This window comes from Xanthomonas sp. WHRI 8932A (assembly GCF_035012785.1).
Lineage (GTDB): Bacteria > Pseudomonadota > Gammaproteobacteria > Xanthomonadales > Xanthomonadaceae > Xanthomonas.
This window is the reverse complement of record NZ_JAYGQQ010000012.1, coordinates 93276-107501: the sequence shown is the minus strand read 5'-3', so window position 1 is coordinate 107501 and position 14226 is coordinate 93276. Positions and strand designations below refer to the sequence as shown.

Annotated in this window: 12 protein-coding genes and 1 pseudogene; all 13 read right to left on the bottom strand. The window is 53.5% G+C overall.

Annotated elements, in window-relative coordinates; translation table 11 throughout:
* Positions 1-293: 293 nt before the first annotated feature.
* Positions 294-653 (bottom strand): hypothetical protein, encoded by a 360-nt coding sequence (locus VC212_RS19300; RefSeq protein ID WP_323526585.1) that lies wholly within the window; start codon positions 651-653, stop codon positions 294-296.
* Positions 654-1589: 936 nt separating this feature from the next.
* Complete coding sequence (locus VC212_RS19295; RefSeq protein ID WP_323526584.1) at positions 1590-1910, bottom strand: hypothetical protein; 321 nt, start codon at positions 1908-1910, stop codon at positions 1590-1592.
* Between the two features lie 2540 nt (positions 1911-4450).
* On the bottom strand, positions 4451-5056 hold the full coding sequence (locus VC212_RS19290; protein ID WP_323526583.1) for a hypothetical protein: 606 nt from the start codon (positions 5054-5056) through the stop codon (positions 4451-4453).
* A gap of 652 nt (positions 5057-5708) precedes the next feature.
* Positions 5709-5957, bottom strand: a complete 249-nt coding sequence (locus VC212_RS19285) for a hypothetical protein (protein ID WP_323526582.1) — start codon at positions 5955-5957, stop codon at positions 5709-5711.
* A 551-nt stretch (positions 5958-6508) separates the two neighbouring features.
* Positions 6509-6952, bottom strand: coding sequence for a lysozyme inhibitor LprI family protein (locus VC212_RS19280; RefSeq protein ID WP_323526580.1), 444 nt, complete (start codon positions 6950-6952; stop codon positions 6509-6511).
* A 161-nt stretch (positions 6953-7113) separates the two neighbouring features.
* Positions 7114-7230 (bottom strand): annotated as a pseudogene (locus VC212_RS19275) (SymE family type I addiction module toxin); the annotation flags it as partial.
* Positions 7231-7884: 654 nt separating this feature from the next.
* Positions 7885-8238: a SymE family type I addiction module toxin gene (locus tag VC212_RS19270; protein ID WP_323526579.1), complete on the bottom strand. Its 354-nt coding sequence runs from the start codon at positions 8236-8238 to the stop codon at positions 7885-7887.
* A gap of 470 nt (positions 8239-8708) precedes the next feature.
* Positions 8709-9995, bottom strand: a complete 1287-nt coding sequence (locus VC212_RS19265; protein ID WP_323526577.1) for a hypothetical protein — start codon at positions 9993-9995, stop codon at positions 8709-8711.
* Positions 9996-10522: 527 nt separating this feature from the next.
* The gene (locus tag VC212_RS19260; RefSeq protein WP_323526575.1) at positions 10523-11350 is read right to left on the bottom strand and encodes a DUF4393 domain-containing protein; all 828 of its coding nucleotides are present in this window, start codon (positions 11348-11350) and stop codon (positions 10523-10525) included.
* Between the two features lie 78 nt (positions 11351-11428).
* Positions 11429-11893 carry a hypothetical protein gene (locus tag VC212_RS19255; protein ID WP_323526573.1) on the bottom strand — a complete coding sequence of 155 codons (465 nt, stop codon included), beginning with the start codon at positions 11891-11893 and terminating at the stop codon, positions 11429-11431.
* 94 nt (positions 11894-11987) lie between these two features.
* Positions 11988-12347 carry a hypothetical protein gene (locus tag VC212_RS19250; protein ID WP_323526571.1) on the bottom strand — a complete coding sequence of 120 codons (360 nt, stop codon included), beginning with the start codon at positions 12345-12347 and terminating at the stop codon, positions 11988-11990.
* Positions 12348-12790: 443 nt separating this feature from the next.
* Complete coding sequence (locus tag VC212_RS19245) at positions 12791-13264, bottom strand: hypothetical protein (protein WP_323526570.1); 474 nt, start codon at positions 13262-13264, stop codon at positions 12791-12793.
* A gap of 68 nt (positions 13265-13332) precedes the next feature.
* Positions 13333-13839, bottom strand: coding sequence for a hypothetical protein (locus tag VC212_RS19240; protein WP_323526568.1), 507 nt, complete (start codon positions 13837-13839; stop codon positions 13333-13335).
* Between the last annotated feature and the right edge of the window lie 387 nt (positions 13840-14226).

The following is a 14226-nucleotide window of genomic DNA, read 5'->3' as shown; positions in this document are numbered from 1 at the left end:
GGTTCTCCGGCCTATTCCAAGCGTTCTGCAGCATCTTTTGCAAGCTCAGCTTTCGCTCCCTGTCTGCAAAGAAAATTCATCTGGCCACTTTAGCTGCTCTTTTTAGCACACGCCCTTTTTAGCATAGCTCCGCTCACTATCAGCTCGGCGCATCTGCTACACCCGCTGCATCTCACGCGACGGCTTGACTGCATCGAAGATACCCCGGACGAATGCTGCGAGGGTCTGCGCATGCAGGCGATCGACTGTTCTCTTGGCAAAATGTGCTGCTTGGGCGTGGTGCGCCTCGATTTTTACAATGCAGTCGTCCGGAGAAGATCATGAAGGTCTTGCGGCCCAGGCGAGATGATTGAGGTTGAACCGTTACATGTGGCCGTCAGCATGAACTCAGACTTGATTGGCTGATCCTCGATAGTGCGAACACCGTCGATGACGCATAAGACGCCGAAGAGTGTTGCATCAGCCGCTATTGCCAATGCGGCGGCAACATTCTCTTGGTCGGCAGGATCAAGACCACGATACCAAGCGGACAAGCTCACCAGAGATTGAGAGGACCTACGACCCGGCGAAGCGTTGAGAAGGTTTACGCAGTCATCAACCGCGGTATCCGCACATTCTTTTTTTAGCGCTTTAACAAAATCGCCTGGGGTCATCTTGGGTCCTGGCTGTTGAGTTGGACGGATCCGAGAAGCCGCATCGGTTAAATGAATTGCCACGGTGCGAACACCTGGAATTCAACGACATAGATCTCTTCACAGGTCTTTGTAATACGTTCCACCAGATCATCCCACGCAGAAAAATTGCTGAATCTTGCTGCCGTCCTCTCCACGGTGCACAGGTCTAGGATCAGCTGCTCGCGCAATCACCAGGCCATGATTGCTTCGCTCTCAAAGGCATGAGTGACGTTTGTGCGCAACTCGGTGTTTCTGGGCTCTCTACAGCGATCAAATCTGTTACCTAAAGCAAGAACTCCACACCTGTACCCTTTGATGTAATGAAGGTCCCAAAGGCTCACGACTAATGCACTGTGCTCCGTCCAAGAGCTTACTGACCAGTTGATGCTCTTGATGGTCGCACTCTAACTAAGGAATACTCCAGAAATTCCTTTCTTCATGAGCATGTTGATATTGAAGGCGTGACGTGTTGCAGAGCTGGTTCCCGGTCGAATGAGATGCCACAAAACGCGCTATTCATAGCCACGTCCTGCCCACAGGAAACTCGCAAAGAGACGATATGAATTGGTAACACTAAGACCCGGCCGAAGAACGAGCTCAGACTCTTACGCCCGAGCGACGGATAACGGGATCAGGTTAGATTTCCAACCCCGTTTTCCGTTGTTTGGCAGGCAATAGCGCGCTGGGTCTGCCGCGTCCACCAGGAACGCGGCCAACCGGGCGAACAGATAGGAGCGGATTGCGCGATCCCGCAAGCGAACATACAGGTAGCTTCACTCCCTACTTCCCACAGGCCGATGCCTAGGGGCCCAATCGTACAGAACGGCATTGCGCGGTGCTCCTGGCGAGCAGGAAGTCTGGCGGTAGGCAAAGCCTCAGAAGCAAGTGCTTCTCCGGGTCAGCGGGCGATTCCCGTCAAGGTGTGTAGCCCCACTGCCCGATGATCGCTTCCAGGACGGCTTGATTCGGCGTGCTCGCACCTGGACATGTCATCAGATATGTCCGGCGTGCCGCCGCCGTGGCCGGAGGATTGAAAACCGGGCTCCATACCTGGATGGCGTGGAAGGCTGTGATCGGCACTGCACATTCGGGACTCGGTGCGCCGAAGCCGGACACGGCGGCCATGCACAGAAACACCGAGCAAGGATCTGCCGTCTGGGCGCGCGCGGGGGCGCTCAGGCCAAGGCCTAAAGCCGCAGCCAGTGCGAAATTAATGGCAATGATGCGTAGTTTCACGATGAATACCTCCCTGGTAGTGGTTGAAATGACATGCCTGTCTCCGGGCCACTTGCCATGAGCGTGGCTCAGCGGGACAGCCCCGGCACCGCTTGCGATGGTGTCGGCTGGGTCACCTGATTTTCCGTCTTCGCCAGAATGGCGGTGGTGAGGGTATCACGCGACCCGCGCGCCGTGTGAGGATTCGGCACGGCCGGCTGGCCGCCGAGTAAAGTGCTTTGGTAGCCAGTCCAGTGCTAAGGCGCGACGGACAAACGCCTGCTCAGCCATCCAACGTTCTTTGGCTACGCCACAGCCACGACGGCCATGCTCAGCAATGACCTACAATCGCGGTACGAGAGCTCAGGCGTTACGACGGCCTGTGATCGTCAGGTCGAACGTTTCAAGTCCAACTGCTCTTGGCACGTGCTTGACTCTATCCGCCACTAAAGCGTTTGCCGTTGAATCGGGAGTTCCTAATGTGGGGCGGGGCCGATTCACCCACTGCCAGAGGCTGATCAAGCCGCTCGTATACTCCGGATCATGCTCGGGCGTGTACTGAAGGTTGTAAAGGTGGGAGCGTTGCCGTCATCTGTGACGGAACGCGTGAGGCGAATAATCTCTTTCGCGCACTCGCAGCTGCAAAACGCCTTGTTGTTCGAACTCCATCGCGATCATGTATGTGTGGCCCGTGACGCCAGAGCCAGGTCGTACCGCAAAGTGGCGCCGGCATGAAGGGGTTGCCGGAGGGATCTCAGTGAGTCGTTATCTCTCTAGCCCAAGCGCTACAAGTAACGCGTCCTGCTGCACGGGTGAGAACTGACATGTCTTGCCCGTCCGACTGTCACGGTAGGCAAATTGCGAAGCCTCCCAGCTCCAAGCGGCCGAGCCGGTCCAGCGAATTAGGAGGCGAAGATCTCGAATACTTTCGGGGGGCGCCGGGTGGCAGGTGCCAGGCAAGACCTTGTCTAGCGCCTGCAGCTGGCCCGGCTCGCTCAAGAACAAATACCGGTCGCTAGCCCTGGAAAGCGCCGCAGCATCCAGATCCATGATCGAGGTGCTATCGAACGAACGATAGAAAACCTTAGCATTTGGGTGGGGTGGCCGGGCGCCGCAGGCCATGCCAGTACAGGCGGAGAGCGTGAGCACCATGGCCGAACGATTGCGCATAGACCTCATCCAGCACCTTGCCCGTCAATGGGGCCGAGCCCCCACAGCGACATTGCGTTCAATGCTTTGTAGCAGCAGATCCTTACGGCGCGGTACCACGCCTGTTGCTGATGCTAAGGACCTCAGTGATCTCCAAGAATCGCTTATAGGCCCCGAGATTACAGTAGTTGCCGCCTGGGCTGAGCTTCCCCCGCACCACTATGTCAGCGGTTCCCCCGGACCGACCGGAAGCACTGCCGGATGGGATCTCAGCATCCTTGATCAGAGAAAGTAAAGCTGAGCGGACACCCCACTCTTCACCTGGAAGACTGCACCGATTGGACGATTGGTTACATTATTTTCGTATTACTGACGTACATCTTACCTTGCTAATTTTTGAGATATATTTTCCACTTGAAAGAGAGAGGATCTCGCTGCATTACAATATGATTAACACCAGATATTTCATCGCAGTCCGTTCCTGTGGTATCTATCAACTCAAACGCCTTATTTCCACTGCCTTTTAGCCAGCGCTCAACGCTAATTTTCAAGCGATAAGCATAGCCTTTAGGCCATACATCCGTTGCTTTTTGCATCTCAATTATTTGCGCTAGCCGAGCATAAATTACGCCAGTCTTTTCGTGATGGCCTGTCGGCCCCACGCACGCATCTCGGCGTCAAGATCACATGACAACTGAGCGACTTTGCTACGGAGCGGTGCGTGGTGCCGCCGAAGACAAGCGCAATGAGCGCAGCCAGGCAATAACGTATAAGGGCCAAGTACCAAGTTTTCCGCAACTTGCAACGGTGATGACTACTGCCGGCGGCCGACCATCTGCATGCCAGCGAACTGATCCCAACGCACTGCAGATTGTTGCGGAAGTTAATCATGGCAATTAGTCAAACCATGCTCCGCTCTGCATCACACAGGTCATAGGGGGTGGCTGGAATCTCCAGGCGCGTACAGAGGCGAGTAGAACCTCCTCGTACTCGCCTTGAGGCAAGGCATCTTCGCCCTGGAAATGGATGTTAGAGAACGAGATACGGGGATTTACAACTTTTCCATCTCCAGTGACTTCAAAAACCAGGTCAACTCGACCGCGGTACTTTTTCGATGAGTGCGGCAACTCAAGTGGCGCTACGTCACCTAAACGCCTCAACCCAGGATCGCATGAGGGAAAATCTGCATCTCTTACGCAAGCGGCGATAAGTACCGTTGAAAATAAAATTAAGTGCAGCTTTCGAACTAACCTCATAAGCCTACGTCCTTGATTCTCTGGCCGCGCCATCGGCTCGCATTATCCATCAAGATTTAATGCCAGCCCCATAGCACGGAAGTACGTAAGATTTTTAGACACCCATCAGTAGCACGCCACGCCGAGCTAGCGCGAGTATCAGGAAGGTCAGTGTCACTAAGGATATCCTATCTCCCGCGCCTGCTCGCACGTAAAATCGATGTCCGCCTCTGGATTGATCCTCAGGATGATGGCCTCACTGAGAGGCTGATGAGCGAATAACGCCTTTACTGCATCGAGCGCTACCGGAACCTCAAAGTAGTCTTCAGCCCACTCTTTGTAACCGGAGGGCCCGGAGACAAGCAACCACAGCATTTCATCGGCTCCGTCATCATCAAGACTGCCGAGAACTTTGCTCCAGGCGCTGTCCTCTGCTCTACGCCAATAGCAGAACGTGGCGTGTTGCATTGAGAACGCTGGCTCATTGAGAAAAGACGAAAACTCGGCCGGAACTTGAGCTCGAATTTCCTGTGGAATGATAGAGCCGCCTGCAACTTCATGGGCAAAGCCCTTGATGGCTGCGCCCGTCTGGTCCAGGAGCAAGAACCACTCATCGCCAGACCCGTTGCGCATTGATGCCATTTCCGCTTCCGCCGCCCATGCGCTATTGAAGCTGTGGTAGCGGCAATCCCATTCCGGGCTAAGAATCGCATCAAGCATGGCGAGTGATTGCGTCACGCGACGCAACTCCGGGATAGGCGGCAGATCGATTGATTCTTGCATGTGCTTAAACTTCTCAATGGAACTCTGAGTTTAACCCGCCACTGAAATCGGAGCAGGCAGGTTTTCAAACGAAACCGATGCACCTACATCGATGAGTGGAAATTTCAGACTAGCTCTCCTGCTCACCACCGCGCTGCGACCTTAAGAATTCGCTAGCTGCAGGTACCACCAACTCTCGTATCGCTTCGGCTCCTGCCAATGCCTCGCTGCAGACGTCCCATAATTTGAGCGATAGCGCGGGTGAGAGTCTGCCGCTTTGAGCAGCATGCAGAAGGCTACATAGGAGGTCGCCAGGATACCCCTCGGCTTCAAGCAGCGGATCGTCAGCCAAGGCCCCCACGGCCCTTGCGGCGACAGGCGCTGTGGCAATGTCTTGGCGTAGACAGAATGCCAACTCTGCCAAGGACAGTTCCGAGATCAGTCGCTGTTTGAGCATGTGAGCCCGCTCACTCACACCGGACTTAAGCATGGGGCGCTCTGCCAATGATGGATCTGCGTCTATGATTCTCATGACGAGTAGTACTTCATTTGGGTGCAGCCATGAGGCCGCATTGGGTCGACGTTTTTTAGGGAGAAAAGAGTTCTCGCTTAGCTTTCGAGCGTACCGAAAGGTCTCCCGCACGTAAATGACCCCGACCGCGCAAGGTTAGGCTTAAACGCTCTGCTGGTTACCCGCGCTAGCAGCGCTGCTGTAACGGTACAGTCGATAGCCGTCTCTTTGCTCAAAACCCTCAGGCCACCAGCTGCGTCCGAGTCCCCGGTCAGTGATGACAGCCATAGTGACGCCAAACGGATCGTGCAGAGTGTTGGAGATGAGCAGCTCGAACTCATCAGGACGCCCAGTGAACGCATCAATAGCCACCAATGCGGAATCGAGATCGGCACACACTTGATTGCTCATTTGGATCCTATGTCTGAGTCGGCCGATCAACGAAGCAATGCGGCATGATCAATCATCAGGGCACAAACTCGCGCGGCAAAAATGTGGCGCCAGGGCCACGGTAGAAGCTGCCAGGGATGGGGACTGCTCTCCAAGCTGGTGAACGTGCCGACTTGGACATGCTCGAGGACCCCAATCCAGCCAAGGAGGGTTCCAGGGCCGTCGTCATCCCATAGAAAGACATGCCTACCCGGCTGCGGATGCACTGATACCAATGCAATGGGATCGAGGACGTAGAACGCGGTGTCTCCACCTCTACCCCAGCCCTGAGTGTTGAGGTCAGCCCGTACGCGGGGCGTCTCTGCGGGTGGCGAGTGTCCTTGCATTGGGGCCTGGTCATCGACGGGCATGAGCGCCGCGTTCTCGTGATCCTCGGCGACTCGTTGGGCGCCGTCAATTGCTATCGCTCTTCGTGCTCACTGCCTTTCCGCGTTGATCAAACACGCTGACAACCAGTTCGTCGTTGCGCAGGCGGCATAGAAAACGCGCTCTGACCCTACTGTCTACTTAGGCTACCGATCGTCTGCTACAGACAGGTATTCTTCGAGCGTGTTGGCGCGTTCGCAGAGGCGAAAAATTTCGTTTTGCATGACTTGAAAACTGCTTGCGATTTCGCTGCCATAAAGTGACGACTCAAAGGCCTTGCTGGTGCCGTGGAGCTCGAGCCAGGCGCGCTCTGCGCGAACCAGGTTGCCCTTGGACGTATCACGCTGCTTGCTGAGCAGCAACTTATACGCAGCATTCAAGCGCACGTCTTGTCTCTTTTTCTCCGTAGATTGGCACGCAGCAAGAGCAACGTTGTCTGATTCTGCTTCTTCGATGCATTCATAGAATGCACTGGTAATGCCTTTGGGCGCTTGACGCTTGATGACCTGAGCGGTGCTTTCAGATGCTAGCGCTCCCCCGTCAACAAAAAGGACGAGGCAGATGGCGAATATTGTGGCTGCTGTCTTCATGCAGTACAAACCTCAATGGGCTAATGGGGTTGAAGGAAGTGTCTGATCGGGTGGATGAGCCGAATCGTCCCATCCGCCATCGGCGGGCGGGGTGGCCTGGATGAGGGTGAGAGGCACCTTGCATAGTATCCAGGCAAGTCGGTTGCAGGAAGCCTACCGATTCAACCTTCGGTAACCAGGCCTGTCACCAGTTCGCCGTCGCGTACGCTTACGTGCAACTTCTTGCCGATAGCGAAGCCCAGTTGTTCCAGCCAGCGGCCGCGCAGGCGCAGGGTGGGACGGGATGTCGGGAGGTTAGAAACCGCATAGAGTCGGCAGGCGTATTTCCCCGAAGGGGGTTGTCAACCGCCCTCCCGACGCAGGCATTGCGTCAGCGCGGCTTTATCATCATTCGGGCATCGAAAACATGGCACTGATGACTGAATGCTTTGCTACTTTTTGTGCCACATCAAACGTCCAACTTTGTATGAAAGCCAAGCCGCAAGCGCAGTGAAGGCTGGCAGCCAAATTATCATAGACAACCCAAATGCCCAGCTCATGGCCTCCCGATCCCCAGGCTGGGCGTTTCGTATGAAAAACTCCACACCAACAAAAGGAAGATAGACGACAGCAAAGAACAATACTGGAACGATTAAAATAGCTGCGATGCGATAAGTCACAAGGGATATAGTCATGAGAACCAAGTATGCCGGGAACCTCAAATGCTCGGAGGACGTTTAACCTAGATGAGCCCCTATGGACTCTCGCGAAAATCAAACAATATGGCACAGGGATCGAACGTTCCAAACTTTACAATCTCTGCCTCCTGCGTTTGAAAAATTTTTCCGTATCTGGTCCGATACCGAATATGTACCAAGCATGCCAGCTTTGTAGTCATCCCAGAAGCGGGTTCTCCTACCATTCATCATACGGGTATATGAGCAGTTGGCTGGTCATTCAGCAGCTACCACGCTGACAACTAGCTCGCCGTTGCGTATGCGGACTTGGAGTTTGCTGCCGATGGTGAAGCCGAGTTGTTCCAGCCAGCGGCCGCGTAGGCGAAGGGTGGGGATGCGTTGGTGGCTGTCGGGGTAGTAGCCGTAGCCGACGGTGCAGTGTTGCGGGGCACGCGGGTGGCCTGGGCGGCGCGGCTTGCTGGGATCGGGGCGGGGCTCGGGGATGGGGGTGCGTTCGAGGTAGGGCCGCGGGGTGATCGAGGGATCGAGTGAGTGCCAGCCGATCTCGGTGGGCGGCGGCACCGTGGCGCGCTTGCGCGCTGGCTTGGGACTGGACGTGGATCGACGCATGGCAAAGCCCTCCTTGACGAACAAGCCCCGCCGCCGGGTGGCGACGGGATGTCGGGAGGTTAGAAACCGCAGAGAGCCGGCGGGCGTATTTCCCCGAAGGGTGTTGTATTAGCCACCCTCCCGACGCAGGCATCGCGTCGGTTGCGCCCGCAAGACGCTGCAGGCACAAAAAACCCACCGGTTTGACGGAGGTGGGTACCGCTCTCTGAGGAGTTTCTACGCTCCTTGTGGTAGAGATTGCTGTGGGTTTGTTGGGATGTCAACTGCTTTGGCTGGCAAAGCGATGATCAAAAGCCAACAAGGTCGTCGCCCTTTCAGATGAGGCATGGAAATAACTCTGCCCCCCTATCCGGGGAACCCCAGTAAAGCGGTGATCAGGAAATACGATCTCTCACGATCGCAACTGAGTAGGCTTTTCCCCGAAGGCCTACCTCGAGGAGCTAGCAAGAGGCGATAGTTCGTGAGTCGTATCATGGTGGGATGTCTTCGGCGAATTTCCCCAGTCCAGCCTCGGTGAGCACAACGCTGAAGTCACCTAGCTCTCGCACGCCTTTTGTCTTCTTGTGGAGCGAATTCAGGAGTGATGGAAAGTCAAAGCTTCCAAGGATTTCTTCATTTCGAGCGGCTTCTACGATGATGCGTTGTGCATGAGCAAGTGAGAGCTCCGAAGCGTAAAGCGCCAAAGATCGACCAATTCTGTTTGCCTCAGCGAACGAACGCGAGGCTAGATAAAGAGTGACAAGCCGGTCGCCTACAGGCGATGGGACGTCAAACCAAAGTACGCTTTCAATCTCTTCGGTAGTAGCCCGGGCGATACGTTTTTTTGCATCGGTGGCAAATGCTTCGAAGTAAATAGCTCTTTCCAAGACATCGAAATTTTCAGCTGAAGCTTCACGAATGAACGTAAGTATTTTCTGGGAAACGTCAGCTTCAACCAACTCCCAAGCCGAGTGGCAACTGCATAAAAATTGCACTGCAAGATTCAGCTGGGAGTCCTCGAGCCGCCTGATTGCTGGTGAAATATGTGCGACAGCCGCTTCGGTCCATTGTGCAGGGTGCAAGTTTCGGACAGCTTTTAAAGCTGCGAGATGGCTTAGCTCCGCTCTGACTTCGTGCTGGCCTGTGAGGCACTCTTTTATTAGGATCGCAACGAAATTGCGAACTAGCGATTCGCGCGGCCGCTTCATTGCGCCATTAGCGAGCCAAGTCTCTGCGTCGTTTATTTTTGTAGGGAACAGCTCAGAACGCACATCAGCCATTAGGCGGTCTAAAGCGTATTTACCCTGGGCAGGTGGGTGCTTCAATAACGACGTAACGGCATTGCGAATATGCAGTCGAGCTAGTTCGCCGGGAGGCGAATAGGCTTCGCCATCCGCTACAACTGAGGGATGCGCGCAGCGATTTCTGTCATCGTAGAGCCGGCTCAGGTCAATAAGCTCTAGATGGGAAAGCAGTTCGAATGGGGTCGTAGCTTTTCTAAGTATCTCACGCTCGAAACGCAGCGCCAGACTCACGTCGCCGGTGGTTCTTATTCTCTCGATCTCGGTGACTTCAAGCTCCGCCGCGCGGTCGCCTGCTAGAGCGAGCTCATGAAATTTCTCCATGATGTCGAAGCAAACTGCGATCCAAGTTGAAACAATGGCAGCACGGAATGCACCAGCTCTATAGCTTGAAACAGCTTCCTTGATATAACTACGAGCTCGCTCGTTCCTACAATGTAGAACAAGCTCGTCCAGATCATAGAGCGGGGAGATCATACGATGTCATTCCTTAAGATTTTAATGTAATTGTCGAGCTCGTAGTCCGATATTAATCCAGAAACGGTACAGAAACGGGGTCAGGTTGACTTCTTAAGTGAAACTGCTCCCCGTTACTCCCTACCATCGCCTAACGTTTTAATTAAGCCGACCCGCGTAGCGGATTTGGCTTGAACTAATTTTTAGGATCCTTTATTGATGCGTTCCAATCCTCTTTGCAACAGGCGGCGCTCCACTTCACGTTGAGCGCAACGTTCTAGCAGTAGATAGATCATGATGTATGCAGCGATGAGCACCTGCCACAGCAAGATAGCTTGAAAAATCCACCAACTCGAGAAAGCGAGTCAGCGGATAATCGACTGCAGAAGAATAATGAAAATTATGGTCGAGGTGGCCTTGCTGCCACCCGACACTTCCTCGTAGCCTCCGCAATAATCTGATCTACTTCCGGATCAGCTTGCATTGTTGTCTCCTAATGGTACCTGGATTAATTCACGTCGCGAAGTTGCGTTTACTTGAATGAGTTTTTAACTGCGCTGCTGCAATGCCTTGTCAATTACGCACGCGCGTATGAACTGATTCCCAAGATCTGTGACTTCAACTTTAAGACGTTCAATTTCTACGCGCATACCCTCTTGGCCACTAAGCACTTCTCGAATATTTTTGATCTGTGGGAAGTTCTCAATTTCTTCGTAGACTTCGTCCATGGTGAAATACCGTTCTGGAATTATTATCATGCCGAGCCGCGCCAAGTTGTCTAGATAACTTGCTGCTAGTGGGGGATGCTCACAGCCCGCCTTAATCCCAATCAAAGAGACGTGTCGATGAGGCGTACGAAAGTGCCCCTGCTCGTTGACAATAAGTTTAATATTGATGAGGGGCTGATCGCCATCAGTTGCGAGAAATCGCATGATCCGTGCTTCGTCAGGCGACATGTTTTTGATAATGTCTACGAAACCAGGATGGGCGCGATAAGCTGTGGCCTTGTCCATAGATGTAGCTAAGAGGTTTGCGTATAGCTCCGATAGATCTGACTCAGCTCCCGTATAACGAAGTGCCTCTATTGCAGGGACGGCAATGTGGGGTTTCGGCTGCTGAACATCTTCCGGAGGCACATTCTCGAGCTTTGCCGCAATACGCTCTCGAACAAAATCTTTAATTTTTTCCACCCCCCACACAAGTCCTTCAATTGGGGTAAGCGCGGCATTAACAGCTCGCGTAACGAGATGAAGGGACTTACCAGCTTCTTTTGCCGCTGGCTGGATCGCGTCCTGATATATCGGGACTGATTTCGCAAGCTCTGCCACGGCCTTAGCAGTTTCGCCAATGGCACCACCATTCTCATTTCCAGACATCATGATCCTCCAGATGCAGCTAACATTTAAAGTAAGCCGACCGGCGAAGCCGGTCCAGTTTGAATGAATTGTCAGGACTCATCCGGCAAGCGCCGACGAACCCAATGTCAATGCCCCGAAGAACAGCTTTTTCACGAGTTCACCTACTGTGGCGCGAGCCCCAACATTCAGTGCGTCCGACAATTGCTCCGCAATGGGGCGACGCTCAACTGCTTCATTCACTGCTTCAGGGACTGCTCCAAGCAGAGTGAAGCCCTTGAGAGTTAAAACTGACGATGGAAACACCGTATCTGGTTGCTCCAGATATCGTTGATCTAAACGGCACTCCACGAACCGTTCTTTGGCGAGGAATGTCATTGCGCCAACGGAATCTTGAGTAAGCACCCGGAACTGCTCTTCCTCGTTGCTATCAAGGAGATTGGCTACTTCCTGCCCGATTGCTCGAACATCGAGTAAGACAGGATTGGGGAACTCCCGATACAGACGATCAAGGATTCTAGCAGTCAACTCTTGGAATATCTGGATGTTGCGAGGTTCCGTCATGATGATCTCTAACACCTGAGTTAAGCCGCGCCGCCAAGTGGCATCGGCTTGAATGAATTGTTATACCTCATTACGCAAAGACTTTTATGCCACTTTAATCCTGGTTAGTCAGGTTGACGCCGACAATATCGACATCAATACGAGCACTAATTTCAGAGCTGCTGATATCGTGAGAAGTTGGCAAAATGTTTACTCGAGCCTCTACCTCTATATTCCAGTCACTATCGTGGTCGTCGCCGTCTGAATCGGTGTGCTGCACAACGCACGCGCCCTTGATTCGAATAAAAATAGTGTCGGGTGCTTCTTCGCAAGAGTACTCGATCTTTTCTGGGTCAAGGCTTATGACGCTCCCTTCGTAGCTCCCGCGGTCTCCGTCGTCAACCTGGTGGCCATGTCCGATAACACGCTTGCTGATCTCCTCCACAAAAACTTCTTCAATTGATTTTGTAAACATCGGCACAACTCCTTGTGAGGCATGACGCCTGAATTAAGCCGACACGGAAGCGTGTTCGGCTTGGATGAATTGTTAGGTCCTATCACGACTGATCGTGAAACCGATGGCCTTTGGTACATCTTGACCAGTGATGAGCAATACAAGCTGATGTGGGATCTGGATTGGATAGATCGATTGTCCGTCGTGCAGTAGCGCGTCAGCATGTAAGTACACATGATGGGACGTATCTACCTTTGTACAACGAAGGAAAAGAAGATACTCTCCGGCGGGTGAGGTAAGTCGGCCACTCATCTTTGAGAAGAAGGCATGCTCACGCGCGGGAAGGATTGAGCGGAATAGCACACTGAATTTTTCGATATTCTCTGACATTGTTCCCTAACAGCTGAGTTGAGCCGCGCCGCGAAGCGGCATCGGCTTGGACGAATTGTTAGGCAACATTTCCATTAAGTGCTATTGAGGTGAAAACCATCGTAGTAGAGGTCGACAAGCTCTTTAATTACCGCTCGCGAATCCGATATGACCTTCTTCGCTTGGGTCTTGGTCTTGAACGCGCCGGAATGCACAACTGAATTGCGCTCAAAGTTTATGTCCTCTACGCGAGCCTTCAACTTCTTGACCTGTGCATGGATTGGCCCGCCTTTGGTGACGGGCAAGATGAGCTTGTCGAACTTACCGTGTATTCCGTTGGCCCAACGCAAGAGGTGATCTATAAGCGCAAGAGGCAGCCCTCGACCTTCCCCTAATTCTTCGCGGATGACGAGATTGGCAGCTATTTCCGTTGCCGTCGCTGCACGGACGATTGCACTGGACCACTCCTCGCGCTGCATTAGCCCACGAATCTTGTTCCAATTCTTCTGGATCTTTTCGATATCCGACAATTCGGCGTAGGGCTTCTTGCTCTTTTTCGCAGCCGCCATCATGTTTCCCTGTTGCCTAACGCCTGAATTAAGCCGCGCCGCGAAGCGGCGTCGGCTTGAGTGAATTGTTATGCCTCTGCCAATTCGACCAGGATGTCGACTGCAACTTTGTATGCAGCCAAAGAGATCCCCCATATCTCGTCTTGCTCTTCCCGACCCTCACAAACAAGTGCGACTGGTACGCCAGCGCCGTTGATGATGGGGGCGCCACTACATCCTTTGAAATGCAGATGCCCGGGATGCTTAAAAGGAAGTTTGAAAACATGATAGTCGCCTTCGGTGCGAATGAACGATAGGCCCTCGTAGATCCGAACCTCACCAGAAAAGTACAATTGGCCGAAGTGTTTCTCTTGGGCCGGAAGGACCATGCCACAGAAACCGAACGTGTCATCAGCGCTCGGCACTTCTACCAGGGTTAGCGCATGGACGGTGATGTGAGCTTCGGCCTTGATTTTGTTTGTCGGAACTTCGATCTCTTGCCTGTATGCAACGATGTCCTGCGGTAGCTCTACATATGAGAAATCAACATCCCGCAGCTTTGGTGACGCAAGCGTTGCCTTGGCCAGAAAGTTCATAGAGCCAAGCCGGTATAGCTCAGTGCCTTCTTGTGGGACATAGCGGAGCTGTAATGCCCAATCTCCCTGATCTCCTGTTGCGTGGGAGACGGTGAGTAGAACGCGTTTTCCTCGATAGTCGACAAGACAGGCTGAGGCGCATCCGGTAGGCAACGAATCTTGACCAATTCGGACCAATGGGGCGCTCGATAGGAGCAAGCGCATGGGATCTGTGATGCTCATCAGCGATAGATTTTCCAAGAGGCACAACTACTATTGGATCGCCTAAGCGCGGCTTAACACGATCCCCGTCGACTCCCTGCCCGTGTTCAATGGCTACGAGCGTTTGAAGCTCATCGCTTTTAAGCTGCGTCCCTCTGACGCCAGATGTTATGCCGTATCCCCAGT